Annotated in this window: 12 protein-coding genes; 11 read left to right on the top strand and 1 reads right to left on the bottom strand. The window is 69.8% G+C overall.

Annotation, left to right across the window (positions count from 1 at the left end):
- The first annotated feature begins 66 nt into the window (after positions 1 to 66).
- The 11 genes from nuoE to ABN028_RS13180 all read left to right on the top strand — a co-directional run bounded on the left by nuoE (position 67) and on the right by ABN028_RS13180 (position 14,242).
- Positions 67 to 864 carry an NADH-quinone oxidoreductase subunit NuoE gene (gene nuoE / locus ABN028_RS13230; RefSeq protein WP_349696858.1) on the top strand — a complete coding sequence of 266 codons (798 nt, stop codon included), beginning with the start codon at positions 67 to 69 and terminating at the stop codon, positions 862 to 864.
- Complete coding sequence (gene nuoF, locus ABN028_RS13225) at positions 861 to 2,177, top strand: NADH-quinone oxidoreductase subunit NuoF (RefSeq protein ID WP_349330083.1); 1,317 nt, start codon at positions 861 to 863, stop codon at positions 2,175 to 2,177. The genes nuoE and nuoF overlap by 4 nt, the downstream gene beginning before the upstream one ends.
- On the top strand, positions 2,174 to 4,681 hold the full coding sequence (locus ABN028_RS13220) for an NADH-quinone oxidoreductase subunit G (RefSeq protein ID WP_349696808.1): 2,508 nt from the start codon (positions 2,174 to 2,176) through the stop codon (positions 4,679 to 4,681). Before nuoF ends, ABN028_RS13220 begins: the two co-directional genes overlap by 4 nt.
- Positions 4,678 to 6,081, top strand: a complete 1,404-nt coding sequence (gene nuoH, locus ABN028_RS13215) for an NADH-quinone oxidoreductase subunit NuoH (RefSeq protein ID WP_349330085.1) — start codon at positions 4,678 to 4,680, stop codon at positions 6,079 to 6,081. The genes ABN028_RS13220 and nuoH overlap by 4 nt, the downstream gene beginning before the upstream one ends.
- Positions 6,074 to 6,724, top strand: a complete 651-nt coding sequence (gene nuoI, locus ABN028_RS13210) for an NADH-quinone oxidoreductase subunit NuoI (RefSeq protein ID WP_502877604.1) — start codon at positions 6,074 to 6,076, stop codon at positions 6,722 to 6,724. Before nuoH ends, nuoI begins: the two co-directional genes overlap by 8 nt.
- Positions 6,721 to 7,650 (top strand): NADH-quinone oxidoreductase subunit J, encoded by a 930-nt coding sequence (locus ABN028_RS13205; RefSeq protein WP_349696807.1) that lies wholly within the window; start codon positions 6,721 to 6,723, stop codon positions 7,648 to 7,650. Before nuoI ends, ABN028_RS13205 begins: the two co-directional genes overlap by 4 nt.
- Before the next feature lie 64 nt (positions 7,651 to 7,714).
- Complete coding sequence (gene nuoK, locus ABN028_RS13200; protein WP_349330088.1) at positions 7,715 to 8,014, top strand: NADH-quinone oxidoreductase subunit NuoK; 300 nt, start codon at positions 7,715 to 7,717, stop codon at positions 8,012 to 8,014.
- 108 nt (positions 8,015 to 8,122) lie between these two features.
- Positions 8,123 to 9,991, top strand: coding sequence for an NADH-quinone oxidoreductase subunit L (gene nuoL / locus ABN028_RS13195; RefSeq protein ID WP_349696857.1), 1,869 nt, complete (start codon positions 8,123 to 8,125; stop codon positions 9,989 to 9,991).
- Between the two features lie 17 nt (positions 9,992 to 10,008).
- The gene (locus ABN028_RS13190; RefSeq protein WP_349330123.1) at positions 10,009 to 11,547 is read left to right on the top strand and encodes an NADH-quinone oxidoreductase subunit M; all 1,539 of its coding nucleotides are present in this window, start codon (positions 10,009 to 10,011) and stop codon (positions 11,545 to 11,547) included.
- A gap of 77 nt (positions 11,548 to 11,624) precedes the next feature.
- Entirely contained in the window at positions 11,625 to 13,175 is a 1,551-nt protein-coding gene (gene nuoN / locus ABN028_RS13185) for an NADH-quinone oxidoreductase subunit NuoN (protein WP_349696856.1), read from the top strand.
- A gap of 71 nt (positions 13,176 to 13,246) precedes the next feature.
- Positions 13,247 to 14,242, top strand: coding sequence for a polyprenyl synthetase family protein (locus ABN028_RS13180; RefSeq protein WP_349330089.1), 996 nt, complete (start codon positions 13,247 to 13,249; stop codon positions 14,240 to 14,242).
- A 283-nt stretch (positions 14,243 to 14,525) separates the two neighbouring features.
- On the opposite strand, the gene ABN028_RS13175 is transcribed toward ABN028_RS13180, so the two are convergent.
- Positions 14,526 to 16,700 carry a bifunctional polysaccharide deacetylase/glycosyltransferase family 2 protein gene (locus tag ABN028_RS13175; RefSeq protein ID WP_349696806.1) on the bottom strand — a complete coding sequence of 725 codons (2,175 nt, stop codon included), beginning with the start codon at positions 16,698 to 16,700 and terminating at the stop codon, positions 14,526 to 14,528.
- Positions 16,701 to 16,814 lie beyond the last annotated feature (114 nt).

Below are 16,814 nucleotides of genomic sequence, written 5' to 3'. Positions count from 1 at the left end.
GCCGAGACCACTGCGCGTACGGAGAACCCGGGTGATCCCGCGATCTCCGAGCGTACGAAGAACGAGATGCGCGAGATCATGGCGCGCTATCCGCAGGCGCGCTCCGCCCTGCTGCCGATGTTGCACCTCGTGCAGAGCGAGGTCGGCCACGTCAGCCCCGAGGGCATCGAGGTGTGTGCCGAGCTGCTCGACCTGACCGCGGCCGAGGTGGCGGCGGTCGCGACGTTCTACACGATGTACAAGCGCCGCCCGGTCGGCGACTACCACGTCGGTGTCTGCACCAACACGCTGTGCGCGGTGATGGGCGGTGACGAGATCTTCGCAGGACTCAAGGAACACCTCGACATCGGCAACGACGAGACCACGCCCGACGGCAAGGTCACCCTCGAACACGTCGAGTGCAACGCCGCCTGCGACTACGCGCCCGTCGTGATGGTCAACTGGGAGTTCTTCGACAACATGACGCCGGAGAAGGCGCGGCAGCTGGTCGACGACCTCCGCGCCGGCACCGAGGTCCAGGCGAGCCGCGGTGCCCGGGTGTGCACCTGGCGGCAGGCCGAACGGGTGCTCGCCGGTTTTCCCGACGGACGCGCCGACGAAGGTGTGACGGCCGGCGAGGCCTCGCTCGCCGGGCTGCGGCTCGCCGAGTCGCGAGGCTGGGCGGCACCGAGTGGCGGCGCCGGAGAGCCACCCGCGATGACGACCCAGCCGGCGACTCCGGCCGCCGCCACCCGGGCAGCGGAGCAGGCCGACACCCAACGGGCCGAGTCGGAGTCCAAGATCGCCGAGGTCGACGCTGGCCACGACTCCGCCAAGCGTGACGGGACCGCCAACGGCGATGCCAGGAAGGGGAAGCGGCGATGACCGATCCGCTGGCACCAGTGCTGACCGCCAACTGGGCGCAGGATCGCGCGTGGACCCTCCAGGCCTACTCCGACCAGGGCGGCTACCGCGCGCTTCGCAAGGCGTTCGGGCTGGACCCGGACGAGGTCGTCACCATGGTCAAGGACTCCGGCCTGCGTGGCCGGGGCGGTGCGGGCTTCCCGACCGGCATGAAGTGGGGCTTCCTGCCGCCGCTCGGTGAGAAGCCGCGCTACCTGGTGGTCAACGCCGACGAGTCCGAGCCGGGCACCTGCAAGGACATCCCCTTGATGCTGGCCAGCCCGCACACGCTGGTCGAGGGCGTCATCATCTCGGCGTACGCGATCCGCGCGCGGCAGGCGTTCATCTACGTCCGCGGTGAGGTGCTGCACGTCGTCCGCCGGCTGCAGCAGGCGGTGCAGCAGGCCTACGACGCCGGCTTCATCGGCCACGACATCCTCGGCACCGGCTACGACCTCGACGTCGTGGTGCACGCCGGTGCGGGTGCGTACATCTGCGGTGAGGAGACCGCGCTGCTCGACTCGCTCGAGGGGCGACGCGGCCAGCCGCGGTTGCGCCCGCCGTTCCCGGCGGTGGCTGGGCTCTACGCCTCCCCGACCGTCATCAACAACGTCGAGTCGATCGCCAGCGTCCCGGGCATCGTGGCCAACGGCCCGGAGTGGTTCTCCGGGATGGGTACGGAGAAGAGCAAGGGCCACGTGATCTACTCACTGTCCGGTCACGTGCGCCGCCCAGGCCAGTACGAAGGTCCGCTCGGGATCACACTCCGCGAACTGCTCTCGTTGGCCGGTGGAATCCGTGCCGGGCACGAGCTGAAGTTCTGGACGCCCGGCGGCTCGTCGGTGCCGATGCTCACGAAGGAGCACCTCGACGTCCCGCTCGACTTCGAGGGCATGGTGTCGGCCGGCAGCCTGCTCGGCACCCGCGCCCTGTCGATGTACGACGACACCGTGTGCATCGTGCGGGCGGTCCTGCGCTGGACGGAGTTCTACAAGCACGAGTCGTGCGGCAAGTGCACGCCGTGCCGCGAGGGCACGTGGTGGCTCGTGCAGATCCTGCAGCGCATCGAGGACGGCAAGGGTAGCGAGGACGACATCGACACGCTCGTCGACCTGTGCGACAACATCCTGGGCAAGTCGTTCTGCGGGCTCGGCGACGGCGCGACCTCACCCATCACGTCCTCGGTGAAGTACTTCCGAGACGAGTACATCGCGCACGTGACCGGGGGTGGGTGCCCGTTCGACCCGGCCGCGGCGACCTTGTTCGAGTCAAGACCGGCAGGAGCGACCGTATGACCCTCCAGAGCCAAGGCACGCCGTCGGCGGAGCTGGAGAACCTCGTCACGCTCACCATCGACGACATCCCGGTGAGCGTGCCGAAGGGCACCCTGCTGATCCGGGCGGCCGAGTTGATCGGCATCGCGATCCCCCGCTTCTGCGACCACCCGCTGCTGGACCCGGTGGGTGCGTGCCGGCAGTGCCTGGTGGAGATCCCCGACGCGGGCAACGGCCGCGGCATGCCCAAGCCGCAGGCGTCCTGCACGATTCCGGTCGCCGAGGGCATGGTCGTCAAGACCCAGTTGACATCGGCCGTCGCCGACAAGGCGCAGCAGGGGCAGATGGAGTTCCTGCTGATCAACCACCCGCTGGACTGCCCGGTCTGCGACAAGGGCGGCGAGTGCCCGCTGCAGAACCAGGCGATGTCCAACGGGCGCGGCGAGTCGCGTTTCACCGAGGTCAAGCGGACCTATCCGAAGCCGATCAACATCTCCAGCCAGGTGCTCCTCGACCGGGAACGCTGCGTCCTGTGCGCCCGGTGCACGCGCTTCTCCCAGCAGATCGCCGGCGACCCGTTCATCGAGATGCTCGACCGGGGTGCCCTGCAGCAGGTCGGCATCTACGAGAAGGAGCCGTTCTCCAGCTACTTCTCCGGCAACACCATCCAGATCTGCCCGGTGGGTGCGCTGACGAGTGCGCAGTACCGCTTCCGGTCCCGTCCGTTCGACCTGGTGTCGAGCCCGAGTGTCTGTGAGCACTGTGCGGGCGGCTGCTCGATTCGTACCGACCACCGGCGCGGCAAGGTCATGCGCCGGCTGGCCGGCGACGAGCCCGAGGTCAACGAGGAGTGGGTGTGCGACAAGGGACGCTTCGCGTTCCGCTACGCCGCACTGCCCGACCGGCTGACCTACCCACTGGTCCGCGACGCCGAGAGCGGCGAGCTGGAGCCGGCCTCGTGGTCCGAGGCGTTCCGCGTCGCGGCCGACGGCCTCGAGGCGGCCGGCGGGCGGGTCGGTGTCCTTCCCGGTGGCCGGGTCACGATGGAGGACGCCTACGCGTACGCGAAGTTCGCGCGGACCGCACTCGGCACCAACGACATCGACTTCCGGGCGAGGCCGCACTCGACGGAGGAGAGCGACTTCCTCGCCTCCGCCGTCGCGGGTACCGGACTCGGGGTCACCTACCGCGACCTGGAGAACGCGGCCTCGGTCCTGCTCGTCGGTCTGGAGCCCGAGGAGGAGGCGGCGATCGTCTTCCTCCGACTCCGCAAGGCCGCGAAGAAGAACGGCACCGCGATCTGGTCGGTCGCGCCGTACACCACCGACGGCCTGCGGAAGATGGACGGCACCCTGCTGCGGTCCGCACCGGGCACCGAGGCGCGGGTGCTGGCCGCCCTGGCCGGCGGCGGCGCCGGTCTGGACCTGGCGGGGTTCAACTGCGCGCAGGCGCTGCAGAAGGAACGCGCGATCGTCCTGGTGGGCGCCCGCCTCGGCGCGGTACCCGGCGGACTGTCTGCGGCCCTCAGGTTGGTCGAGGCGACCGGCGCCCGGCTGGCCTGGGTGCCCCGGCGAGCGGGCGAACGCGGCGCGGTCGACGCTGGTTGCCTGCCGAACCTCCTGCCTGGCGGTCGGCCGGTGGGCGACGCCGCCGCGCGGGTCGACCTCAGCGCCGCCTGGGGTGCCGGTGACCTGCCGATCGAGCCGGGCCGCGACACCTCCACCATCCTCACCGCCGCCGGTCTGGGTGAGCTCGGCGCGCTGGTCGTCGGCGGCGTCGAGGTCGCGGACCTGCCCGACCCGGCAGCCGCACGGGTGGCGCTCGCGAAGGCGTCGTTCGTGGTCAGCCTCGAGCAGCGACCGAGCGAGGTCACCGAGCACGCCTCCGTCGTCTTCCCGGTCGCGGCCGTCGCGGAGAAGGCCGGCACTTTCGTCGACTGGGAGGGTCGGGAGCGGCCCTTCGAGAAGGCGCTGGAGAACGCCGACACCCAGTCCGATCTCTGGGTCCTCGCCGGTATCGCCGACGAGATGCGGCGCCCGCTCGGTTTCACGACGGTCGAGGGCGCCCGCCAGGAACTCATCGAGCTGGGTGCCTGGGACGACACCCGGGCGGCGCCGCCTCGGCGCGGCCCGGCCGAGTCGGCCCAGCCACGTGACGGCCAAGCCGTCCTCGGGACCTGGCACCAACTGCTCGACCAGGGCCGGTTGCAGGAGGGCGAGCCCTACCTCGCCGGCACCGCCCGTCCCGCCCGCGCCCGGGTGTCGGCCCGCACGGCCGAGGACCTCGGCGTCGCGGTGGGCGAGGGGCTCGCGGTCTCGGACGGGCGAGGCACGATCACCCTCCCGCTGGAGATCGCCGACCTGCCCGACCAGGTCGTTTGGATCCCGACCAACTCCGCCGGCTCGGGCGTACCCGACCAGCTCGGTGTCGACGCCGGTGCCGTCGTCAACCTCGCGCCCGGCGCCCTCGGCACCGACGCCACCGCACCTGGGGCGGTCACCGCAGGAGAAGGGGGCACCTCATGAGCGACGAAGGTCTGTCGGCGTTCGGGAACGACCCGTGGTGGATCATTCTCATCAAAGCAGGTGCCATCACGGTCTTCCTGCTGCTCATCACGATCTTCAACATCTGGTTCGAACGCCGGGTCGTGGCGCGCATGCAGCACCGGGTCGGTCCCAACGTGCACGGGAAGTTCGGCCTGCTGCAGAGCCTCGCCGACGGGATCAAGCTCTCGCTGAAGGAGACGATCCGGCCGAAGAACATCGACACGGTCGTCTACGTCCTGGCGCCGGTCATCGCCGCGGCCATGGCGTTCACGGCGTTCTCGGTGATCCCGCTCGGTCCGGAGGTGTCGATCTTCGGCCACCGCACTCCGCTGCAGCTCACGGACCTGCCGGTCGGCGTACTCCTGATCCTGGCGGCCGCGTCGCTCGGCATCTACGGCATCGTGCTGGGCGGCTGGGCCTCCGGCTCGACCTACCCGCTGCTCGGCGGCCTGCGGTCTTCCGCGCAGATGATCTCGTACGAAGTGGCGATGGGTCTCGCGCTGGTCGCCGTCTTCCTCTACGCCGGGTCGATGTCGACCTCGCAGATCGTCGAGGCGCAGGCGGGTGGCAGCCAGGCGACCATCCTCGGCGTGACGGTCGACCTGCCGAGCTGGTACGTCGTCGTCCTGCTGCCGTCGTTCCTCATCTACATGATCGCGATGGTCGGCGAGACCAACCGCGCGCCGTTCGACCTGCCGGAGGCCGAGGGTGAGCTGGTCGCGGGGTTCCTGACCGAGTACTCCTCGATGAAGTACCTGCTGTTCTTCCTCGCCGAGTACGTCAACATGGTCACCGTCTCCGCACTCGCGACGACGATGTTCTTCGGCGGCTGGCGGGCGCCGTGGCCGCTGTCGCTGTGGGAGGGCGCCAACCAGGGCTGGTGGCCGCTGCTGTGGTTCCTCGGCAAGGTCATGGCGTTCATGTTCCTGTTCATCTGGTTGCGCGGCACGCTGCCCCGGATGCGTTACGACCAGTTCATGAAGCTCGGCTGGAAGCTCCTCATCCCGCTCGCCCTGGTCTGGACGGTCTTCGTCGCGACCGCGCGCGCGACCCTGAGCGCCGGCTACCAGCGGCAGTTCTTCTACGCCATCGCCGGCCTCGTGGTGCTCGTCCTGCTGGGTTCGTTCGTCTACGACTGGATCGCGGCCAAGCGCGAGGAGGAACAGGCCGGCGAGGACGAGGAAGCCGACCAGCCGGAGTTCGACCCGTTCGCGGGTGGATACCCTGTCCCGCCGATGCCTGGACAGAAGGTGCCGGGCTTCGAACCCGCCACCGTGTCGGTGACCGCGGGCGCGGGGGCGCCGGGCGACGAGAGCGCGCCCACGGGCGACGGTAGGGGACAGTCAGCCACGTCACGAGAGGAGCATGGCGATGGCTAGCGACAAGCCGCAGCGCGGCGTCATGGCGCAGCTGTGGGAACCGATCGCCGGGTTCGGGGTGACCTTCCGGACGATGTTCCGCAAGCCCGTCACCGAGCAGTACCCGTTCGAGAAGCGGCCCACTGCCCCCCGGTTCCACGGCCGCCACCAGCTCAACCGGCATCCGGACGGGCTGGAGAAGTGCATCGGCTGCGAACTCTGCGCATGGGCGTGCCCGGCCGACGCGATCTACGTCGAGGGTGCCGACAACACCGACGACGGTGAGGGCACCGGCGGCCCGGGCAGCGGTCGGTTCTCGCCCGGCGAGCGCTACGGCCGCGTCTACCAGATCAACTACCTGCGCTGCATCTTCTGCGGCCTGTGCATCGAGGCGTGCCCGACCAGGGCGCTCACGATGACCAACGAGTACGAACTCGCCGACGACAGCCGGGCGAGCCTGATCTATGAGAAGAAGGACCTGCTGGCCCCGCTGCTCCCCGGCATGGAGGAGCCGCCGCACCCGATGCGGATCGGCGACGACGAGCAGGACTACTACCGCGGGGCCGGCCTGCCGGGCTGGTCGGAGCGTACGGAGTCTGCGAACGACGCCGAACCAGCCGCGGACGAGCCGGCCAGGGACGAGAGCGAGGCGGCGGCCCGATGACCGTGACGTTCTGGGTGCTCGCGCCGATCGCGGTGCTGGCGGCCCTGGGCATGGTGCTCGTGCGCAAGGCGGTGCACAGCGCGTTGCTGCTGGCGACGGTGATGATGTGCCTGGCGTTGCTCTACGCGATCCAGGATGCGCCGTTCCTGTTCGCCGTCCAGGTGATCGTCTACACCGGCGCGATCCTCATGCTGTTCCTCTTCGTTCTCATGCTGGTCGGCGTCGACGCGTCCGACTCGCTGGTCGAGACGTTGCGCGGGCAGCGCTGGCTGGCGATCATCGGCGCGATCATCTTCGGAGCCCTGCTCGTCACCGCGGTCGGTGGTGTCACGTTCGGCCAGCCGGTCGGGCTCGCCGACGCGACGCCGGACGGGAACGTGCCGGCCATCGCGGCGCTGCTGTTCTCGAAGTACGTCTTCGCGTTCGAGGTGACGAGCGCGCTGCTCATCACCGCCGCGCTGGGCGCGATGATCCTCGCCCACCGCGAACGCATCGGAGTGAAGCCGTCGCAGAAGGACCTCGCCGAGCGTCGCTTCCGCGACTACGCCGAGAAGGGCCGGCACCCCGGCCAGGCACCGGCACCCGGCACCTTCGCCCGGCACAACGCCGTCGACACGCCGGCCCTGCTGCCCGACGGGCGCGCCGCGGAGTCGTCGGTGTCGCGGGTGCTCATCGCCCGTGGCACGGTGCGGGAGCCGTCGCGCTACACCCACCAGGTGCCGGGGCTCGAGCGCTACACCGGTACGCCCACGCCACGGAGCACCCGCGCCAGTGGCAGTGGCAGTGGGAGTGGCGGTGGCGACGACGGAGCGTCGGCGTCGAACGGCAGAGTGAACGAGTCCGCGGCCGACGACGGTTCCACCGCCGACTCAGGCGATCGCCACGACGACAACGGCTCGGCCGGCGGGACGGGAGCGAAGCCATGAGCGAACGCAGTGAGGTCATCACTCAGCACGGCACTTTGGTCATGGGACCGACGAAGGAGGTCCCATGACCGCGACTTCCTACATCGTGCTGTCGGCACTGCTGTTCACGATCGGTGCGGTCGGTGTGCTGACTCGACGGAACGCGATCGTGGTCTTCATGTGCATCGAGCTGATGCTCAACGCCGCGAACCTCGCGTTCGTCTCCTTCGCCCGGCAGGCCGGCAACCTCGAAGGCCAGGTCGTGGCGTTCTTCGTGATGGTCGTCGCGGCCGCCGAGGTCGTCGTGGGGCTGGCGATCATCATGACCATCTTCCGCACCCGTCGCTCGGCCTCGGTCGACGACGCGAGCCTGTTGAAGTTCTGATTCGGTGAGAGGCGAACCCACGTGACCACCTCCGTGAGCACTGTGCTCCTGGCCCAGGACCAGCTCCTGGCGCAGGAGCCGACGGCCGCCACCGGTGCGTTCTCCCTGCTGTGGCTGGTCGTCGCGATCCCCGCGGTCTCGGCCGCGGTGATCCTGCTGGCCGGGCGGGCCGCCCGCCCGTGGGGGCACCTGCTCGGCTGCGCGGCACCGATCGCGTCGTTCGCGCTCGGTGCGGTGATGTTCGCGGCGATGCTCGGGCTCGGGCCCGAGGAACGCGCGGTCAGCCAGCAGCTCTACACGTTCATCCCGCTGGCGAGCTACCACGTCGAGGCGAGCCTGCTGCTCGACCAGCTGTCGATGTGCTTCGTCCTGCTCATCACCGGGGTCGGCAGCATCATCCACGTCTACTCGATCGGCTACATGGCCCATGACGAGCGGCGGTCGAGGTTCTTCGGATACCTCAACCTGTTCGTCGCGGCGATGCTGGTCCTGGTCCTCGCCGACGACTTCCTCGTGCTGTTCATCGGCTGGGAGGGTGTCGGCCTCGCGTCGTACCTCCTGATCGGGTTCTGGCAGCACAAACACTCCGCCGCCACCGCCGCCAAGAAGGCATTCGTCGTCAACCGGGTCGGTGACCTCGGGCTGTCGGTCGCCGTGATGCTGATGATCGCGACGTTCGGCACCTCGTCGTTCACCGGCGTCTTCGGCGGCGTCGCCGAGGCGGGCACCGGGATCGCCACCGCGCTCGGCCTGCTGCTGCTGCTCGGCGCGTGCGGCAAGTCCGCACAGTTCCCGCTGCAGTCCTGGCTGCTCGACGCGATGGAGGGCCCGACACCGGTGTCCGCGCTCATCCACGCGGCGACCATGGTGACCGCCGGGGTCTACCTCGTCACGAGGTCCAACGCGATCTTCAACGAGGCACCGATCGCCCAGACCGCGGTCGTCGCCGTCGGCACGGTCACGCTGCTCATGGGCGCGATCATCGGGTGCGCGAAGGACGACATCAAGAAGGCCCTCGCCGGGTCGACGATGAGCCAGATCGGCTACATGATGTTGGCTGCGGGGCTCGGGCCGGTCGGCTACGCGTTCGCGATCTTCCACCTGCTCACGCACGGGTTCTTCAAGGCCGACCTCTTCCTCGGCGCCGGCTCGGTGATGCACGGCATGAACGACGAGGTGGACATGCGTCGGTACGGCGGACTGGGAAGGTACCTCCCGGTCACCTACGTCACCTTCGCCGTCGGGTACCTCGCGATCATCGGGATCCCGCCGTTCGCCGGGTTCTTCAGCAAGGACAAGATCATCGAGGTGGCGTTCGGCTTCAACGTCTGGGTGGGGCTCTGCGCGCTGCTCGGCGCCGGCATCACGGCGTTCTACATGTCGCGGGTGATGGCCATGACGTTCCTCGGCCGCAAGCGCTGGCGTGAGGACGCCCACCCGCACGAGTCGCCCGGCGTCATGACCGTCCCACTGGTGCTGCTGGCGATCCTGAGCGCGGTCGGCGGCATGGTGCTCGCCTACCTCGGCGGCGGCATCGTGCACTGGCTCGAGCCGGTCGTCGGTGAGCAGCACGTCGAGCTGCCGGCGCCGCTGTCCGAGGCCCTGCTGATCGGGATCACGCTCGTCGTCGTCCTGCTCGGCGTCCTCGTCGCGGTGCTGTTCGTGGCCCGCCGCGACATCCCGGTCACCGCGCCCACGCGGGTCTCGCCGATCACCACCGCCGCCCGGCGGGACCTCTACGGTGACGCCTTCAACGAGGTCGTGCTGATGCGTCCCGGGCAGGAGGCCACCCGGGGTCTCGTCGCCTTCGACAACCGTGGGATCGACGGTGTGGTCAACGGCGTCGCCGCGTTCGTCGGTGGGCTCTCCGGTTGGGCACGCAGGTTCCAGACCGGGTTCGTCCGTTCGTACGCCCTCGTGATGTTCGGGGGTGCCGCCCTGGTTGTGGTGGCGATGGTGATGGTGAGGTTGTCGTGAACCTGGTCGCTCCCGATATCACGTTGCCGTGGTTGACCGTCGCCTGTGCGCTCCCGGCGCTGGGTGCGGTGTTCATCGCGCTGCTCCCGCGTGACCGGGACCTGCTGGCCAAGCAGGTCGCGACGGCGGTCGCCGGGCTGACGCTGGTGCTGGCGCTCATCATCGCCGTGCAGTACGACCCGGCCGGCGGCATGCAGTTCGTCGAGCAGCACCGCTGGATCCCGGCGTTCGGTGTCTACTACGCACTCGGCGTCGACGGCATCGGCCTCGTCCTCTTCCTGCTCACCGCGCTGCTGACGCCGATCGTCATCCTCGCCTCATGGAACGACGCCGAGTCCGGCAGCCGGAGTGTCAAGACGTTCTTCGCGCTGGTGCTCACGCTGGAGGCGCTGGCGCTCGGGGTGTTCGCCGCCACGGACGTCTTCCTCTTCTACCTGTTGTTCGAGGCGACGCTCATCCCGATCTACTTCCTGATCGGCAGCTACGGTGGGCCGCGCCGGTCCTACGCCGCGGTGAAGTTCCTCATCTACTCCCTTGTCGGCGGGCTCCTGATGCTCGCCGCCGTCGTGGGCCTCTACGCCGTCTCGGCCGCGCAGACCAACGGCGAGCCGTCCTTCCTGCTGAGCGCCCTGACCCAACTCGACATCGACGCAGGTACGCAGAAGTGGCTGTTCGCCGGCTTCTTCGTCGCGTTCGCGATCAAGGCGCCGATGTGGCCGGTGCACACCTGGCTGCCCGACGCCGCGCGCGAGGCGACACCTGGCACCGCCGTCCTGCTGGTCGCGATCCTGGACAAGATCGGGACCTTCGGCATGATCCGGTTCTGCCTCCAGCTCTTCCCGGAGGCCTCGCGGTGGGCGACGCCGGCGGTGATCGTGCTCGCCGTGATCAGCGTGCTCTACGGCGCGGTCCTCGCGATCGGGCAGCGCGACATCAAGCGGCTGATCGCCTACACCTCGGTGTCCCACTTCGGCGTCATCGTGCTCGGCATCTTCGCGATGACGAGCCTCGCCCAGACCGGCGCCACGCTCTACATGCTCAACCACGGCCTGTCGACCGCCGCGCTGTTCCTCGTCGCCGGCTACTTCATCACCCGACGCGGCTCGGCGCAGATCGGCGACTTCGGTGGCGTCGACAAGGTGGCACCGGTCGCCTCCGGTGCGTTCCTGTTCGCCTGCCTGTCCGGGCTGGCGCTGCCTGGCCTGGCGCCGTTCGTGAGCGAGTTCCTGGCGCTCGCCGGCACGTTCCAGCGGTACGAGGTGGCCGCCGTGATCGCGACCATCTCCATCGTCCTGGCGGCGCTGTACATGCTGATCCTCTACCAACGCACCATGACCGGCCCGACCGCGACCGCGGTGGCGAACATGCCGGATCTCCGCCCCCGCGAGGTCGTCGCGGTCGCACCGCTCATCGTCCTGATCCTCGGCCTCGGGCTCTTCCCGGGCCCCGCGCTGGACGTGATCTCGCCGGCCGTCGACTCCACCATGGAACGGGTCGGCGTCACGGATCCGGCGCCCGAGCACCCCGTCACGGCTCCTTCGGAAGGTGAGAAGTGACACCGATCAGCCTCGCCCAGGAGCTTGCCGCTCCGGTTGCCGCTCTCTCGGCCACTGGCCACGGGTGGGCGGCACCTGTGCCCACACCCGGGTTCAGCACGCCGACGATCGAGTACGCCAAGGTCGCGCCGCTGCTCATCGTCTTCGGCGTCGCGATCCTGAGCGTGCTCGTCGAGGCGTTCCTGCCCCGGCGGACCCGCTACACCGCCCAGGTGATCCTGTCGCTCGCCGCGCTCGTGGCGGCCCTGGTGTCGACGATCGGTCTCGCCGGCAGCAAGCTGCTCGCCGCGGAGGGTGCGATCGCCGTCGACGGGTTCACGTTGTTCCTGTGGGGCACCATCCTGGTGCTCTCGATCGTCTCGCTGCTTCTGGTCGCCGAACGCTCCGTCGACGGCGGTGTGACGGCGTTCGCCGGCCAGGCCGCGGCATTGCCGGGCACGGAGGCGGAGCGGGAGGCCCTCGCCCGGCGGCTGGAGCAGACCGAGGTCTTCCCGCTGTTCCTCTTCGCGGTCGGCGGGATGCTGCTGTTCCCGGCGGCGAACGACCTGCTGATGATGTTCGTGGCGCTCGAGGTGCTGTCGCTGCCGCTCTACCTGCTGTGCGGGCTCGCCCGCCGGCGGCGGCTGCTGTCGCAGGAAGCCGCGATGAAGTACTTCCTGCTCGGTGCGTTCGCCTCCGCGTTCTTCCTCTACGGCATGGCCCTGCTCTACGGCTACGCCGGCACGGTCAGCTTCACTGGCATCGCGGCGGCCATCGGCGGCAAGGTCGGTGTCGACGGGCTGCTGCTCGGCGGCACCGCACTCATCGCGGTGGGGCTGCTGTTCAAGATCGGTGCGGCGCCCTTCCACATGTGGACGCCGGACGTCTACCAGGGTGCGCCGACGGCGATCACCGCGTTCATGGCGGCGTGTACGAAGATCGCGGCGATCGGCGCGCTGCTGCGGCTGTTCTACGTCGCGCTCGGTGCCGCGCGCTGGGACTGGCAGCCCATGATCTGGGTCGTCGCCATCCTCACCATGGGAGTCGGAGCGGTCCTGGCCCTGACGCAGAGCGACATCAAGCGGATGCTGGCGTACTCCTCGATCGCACATGCCGGGTTCCTGCTCGTCGGCTTCGTCGGCGTACGCAACGACATCGGGATCAACACCTCGGCGATCCTCTTCTACCTCGCGGCGTACGGCTTCGCGACGGTCGGCGCGTTCGCGGTCGTCACGCTGGTCCGCGACGCGAGTGGCGAGGCGACCCACCTGTCCCGCTGGGTCGGGCTCGGCAAACGGGCGCCGCTCGTCGCCGGGGTGATGGCGCTGTTCCTGCTCGCGTTCGCCGGTATCCCGTTGACCAGCGGGTTCATGGGCAAGTGGGCCGTGTTCAGCGCTGCCTGGCAGGGTGGTGCGTGGCCGCTGGTCGTCGTCGGCGTGGTGGCGAGCGTCGTCGCCGCGTTCTTCTACGTACGCGTCATCGTCTTGATGTTCTTCAACGAACCAGCGGCAGAAGGTCCGACGGTCGCGGTCCCCAGCATGTTCACCTCGGTCGCCGTCGCCATCGGAGTCGCGGCTACCGTGGTGCTTGGCCTGATGCCGGAGCCGCTCCTGCAGCTCGCGGCGCGGGCCTCGCAGCTGGCGGGCTGACCGCGGATCGCGACGGGCGACCGCGGGGGCGGGCGACGCGTCGCAGCCTCAGCGGGAGGGTAGGTGTGCCGATGAGCATGACCGGGCTGACCGTTCCGTTCGTCGACGCCGACCTGGACGCACGTGTGCGGGCGCGACTCGACGAGGTGGAGCAGCAGCTGTCGACCGTCGTCGCGAGCGACTTCGGCTTCGTCACCGAGACGGCGCGGCACCTGATCGAGGCGGGGGGCAAGCGGTTCCGGCCCCTGCTCGTGGTGCTGGCCGCGGAGTTCGGCGACCACGAGGCGCCGGGGGTCGCCCCGGTGGCGGTCGTCCTCGAGCTCACCCACCTCGCGACCCTGCACCACGACGACGTGATGGACGAGGCGGCGTTGCGCCGGGGCGCTCCGAGCGCCAACGCCCGGTGGGACAACACCATCGCGATCCTCACCGGCGACTACCTGTTTGCGAAGGCGTCGGACCGGATGGTGGATCTGGGGCTCGAGGCCGTACGCATCCAGTCGCAGACCTTCGCGCGGCTCGTGGAGGGGCAGATCCGCGAGACGCTCGGGCCGTCCGACGATGACGACCCGCTCGACTACTATCTCTCCGTCCTCGCTGACAAGACCGGTTCGCTGATCGCCACGTCGGCCAGGTTGGGTGCGAAGCTCGCGGGCGCATCGGCCGAGATCGAGGCGGTCGTGACGGAGTACGGCGAGAAGGTCGGGGTCGCCTTCCAGCTCTCCGACGACGTCCTCGACATCGCGAGCGACTCCGACCAGTCCGGCAAGACGCCGGGGACGGACCTGCGTGAGGGCGTTCCGACGCTGCCGGTGCTCCTGGCGCAGCGCTCGCGGGACCCGGCCGACGCGCGGCTGCGGGACCTGCTGGCGAAGCCGCTGGTCGACGACGACGAGCACGCGGAGGCGCTCAAGCTGCTCCGGGCGCATCCGGCGATGGACCAGGCACGGGCGATCGTGCAGCAGTGGGCCGACGAGGCGCGCGCGACGCTCCCTTCCCTTCCGGACATACCGGCGCGTGACGCGCTCGCCGGCCTGTGCGACCTGGTGGTCTCGCGTACGGGGTGACGACTGACCCACCGATCGGGTGCGGTAAATGAGGCTCCCTTGACACATGTGTCAGGAGAGAGCGGTAAATGACCACGCTGAGCAGGCGTTCGGCACCCGGAACGGGTGTCGACGCCTCTTTGGCGAACACGGGCATGCTCAGCGTGGTCATTTACCGCCCGCCCCGGGTCCCCGGGCTGCCGGGTCGCCCGCCCCCCCGGGCTGCCGGGTCACCCGGTCCCCGGGTCCTCCGGGTTCCCCGGGGCCCCTGTACGACGTGAGACCACGACGTGGACGGGGCTGGTCAGGGCATGGCGAGCGGTTCGCGCCTGGCGAAGGTCCCCTGCCGGCGCATCGCGTGCCAGCGCAACGGCGCACCTAGCAGGGCCGTCACCACCGACTGGATGACGACGAGGTACATGAGCTGCCGGTAGACGACCTGTTGGAGGGGCAGGCTCCACAACGGCCGTAGGCGCTCGCCATCCAGCCGCAGCGCGTAGGCCCCGGCGAGGACCTGGACGAGCAGGAAGCCCAGCCACACGGCAAGGACGCGCGCCGGCTCGCCGAACACGAGCCCGTACAACGCGAACACGTCGACGGCCGGTGCAAGGAGGGGTAGGGCGACCTGGAAGAGCGCGAGGTACGTGAGCCCACGACGCCCCAACTTGCCGGCCTGGCCGCGTTCGATCAGGGCCCTTCGGTGCTTCCACATCGACTGCAGCGTGCCGTAACACCACCGGTAGCGCTGCCGCCAGAGTTGGCGAAGCGAGCTCGGCGCCTCGGTCCAGGCCCGCGCCTTCTCCTCGTAGACCACGCGCCAACCGGCCCGGCAGATCGCCATTGTGAGGTCGGTGTCCTCGGCCAGCGTGTCGCCGCTGATGCCGCCGACGCTGGCAAGCGCATCTCGGCGGAACGCCCCGATCGCGCCCGGCACCGTGGGCATGCAGGCCCAGACGTCGAACATCCGGCGGTCGAGATTGAACCCGATGACGTACTCGATGTGCTGCCAGCGTCCGAGGAGTCCGCGGCGGTTGCCGACCTTCGTGTTCCCACTCACCGCACCAACCCGCGGATCTGCGAACGACCGGACAAGTCGTTCGATGGTGTGGGGTTCGAAGACGGTGTCGCCATCGACGAGGATCACGATGCCGGATCTCGCGCGGGCGATCCCGGTGTTGAGGGCGCTTGGCTTGCCGGCGTTGGCCTGGCGGATCACGGTCACGCCGGGGAGGCGGAGACGCGCCGCGATGTGTCCGGTGCCGTCGGTCGAGCCGTCGTCGACCACGATCACCTCGACCCTGCCGGGATAGCGGGTGGCGACCAGTGAACGGACGGTCGCCGCAATCCCTGCCGCTTCGTTGTAGGCGGGTACGACGACGGAGACTGCGGGGAAGGTGAGTCGCATGACGCGTCGGCGCTGTTGGAGTTGTCGCCGCCACTTCCGACGCGCACGCCTGGCGCGCCGGGCATGCAGCCTGGCCACGCCCACGAGGAGAACGACCCTGACCAGGGTGAGTGCGCCGGCGATGCCGAGTGCGACGGTCAGACCGGCTGCCAGGACGTGGCCCACCAGTTGTGCTCCGACCAGGGTCAGGCCAGCGAGGCGCTGCGGGCGTGTCGCCGGCAGGCTCGTGGCGGGCAGCCCCACCCCGTCGGATACGGTCGTGAACTGGTAGCCGGCGGCATCCAGCCGGGTCAACAGGTGGTCGACCGCCGTGACAGTCGCGCCCCGGTCACCTCCGGAATCGTGGACCAGGACCACGGCGCCCTGGCGGCCGCGCGGAGTCGCGGCGGCCACGATCTGCTCGGGCGTACGACCGGACCAGTCCTTGGTGTCACGGTTGGCCAGAACGATGAGATAGCCATCCCGGCTCAGCGCCCGGGCTGTTTCGTACTCCGGTGCGGTCATGGCAGAAGGCACTGAGGCGTACGGCGGTCGGAGCAGTCGTGTGTGATGTCCCGTGGCGCCGGCGATGGCCTTCTGCGTGAGGGAGAGTTCCAGCCCGCGCTGCCAGGTGGGGACCCGGCTGAGGTCCGGATGGGTGTAGCTGTGCGAGCCGAGCTCGTGCCCCTCGGCCACGATCTGTCGGGTCAACTGCGGATGGGCCGCCACCTTCGAGCCGAGGACGAAGAACGTCGCGCGGGCTTGGTGGCGGCGCAGCACCTCGAGGATCTGCGGCGTCCACCGCGGATCCGGTCCGTCGTCGAAGGTGAGCGCGATCGTGCCTGCCGGCATGGCCGCAGCGCCGGGCCGGGCGCCTGAGAGGTCGACGACGGGCTCGGAGTCGGCCAGGAGGCGGCCGTCTCGTTTGTGCCCTGGCGGAGTGTCACCTCCCGGCTCCGGTGGTGCCGGCGAGAGGTCGCTCCAACTGCGTTCCACGTAGCCCTGGAGCAGGAGAACGCCGACGAGCACGGCCAGGACGAGACTGAGCAGGGCCCAGTGCTGGCGTGGTTCGCGGAGCCGGACGTGGCGGTGCACGTCAGGGGCGATCGGGCGGTCCGGGCGAGCGAGTCGCGCGCCCGGGCGGAGTATCCGGCTTCGATCCCGACGCCTTGGTCGGCGTGGCGGTGGCAGTGGGGGTAGGAGTCGGCG

The sequence above is a fragment of the Actinopolymorpha sp. B17G11 genome, assembly GCF_040196095.1.
In the GTDB taxonomy this organism is placed as follows: domain Bacteria; phylum Actinomycetota; class Actinomycetes; order Propionibacteriales; family Actinopolymorphaceae; genus Thermasporomyces.
Note: the sequence above shows the minus strand (reverse complement) of the source record. Positions and strands in the feature narration are given on the sequence as shown.

What these genes read in the sequence shown, in the direction of transcription:
- nuoE (WP_349696858.1), top strand. Translation starts at nt 67, where the DNA reads ATGCGCGAGATCATGGCGCGCTATCCGCAGGCGCGCTCCGCCCTGCTG.
- nuoF (WP_349330083.1), top strand. Translation starts at nt 861, where the DNA reads ATGACCGATCCGCTGGCACCAGTGCTGACCGCCAACTGGGCGCAGGAT.
- ABN028_RS13220 (WP_349696808.1), top strand. Translation starts at nt 2,174, where the DNA reads ATGACCCTCCAGAGCCAAGGCACGCCGTCGGCGGAGCTGGAGAACCTC.
- nuoH (WP_349330085.1), top strand. Translation starts at nt 4,678, where the DNA reads ATGAGCGACGAAGGTCTGTCGGCGTTCGGGAACGACCCGTGGTGGATC.
- nuoI (WP_502877604.1), top strand. Translation starts at nt 6,074, where the DNA reads ATGGCTAGCGACAAGCCGCAGCGCGGCGTCATGGCGCAGCTGTGGGAA.
- ABN028_RS13205 (WP_349696807.1), top strand. Translation starts at nt 6,721, where the DNA reads ATGACCGTGACGTTCTGGGTGCTCGCGCCGATCGCGGTGCTGGCGGCC.
- nuoK (WP_349330088.1), top strand. Translation starts at nt 7,715, where the DNA reads ATGACCGCGACTTCCTACATCGTGCTGTCGGCACTGCTGTTCACGATC.
- ABN028_RS13180 (WP_349330089.1), top strand. Translation starts at nt 13,247, where the DNA reads ATGAGCATGACCGGGCTGACCGTTCCGTTCGTCGACGCCGACCTGGAC.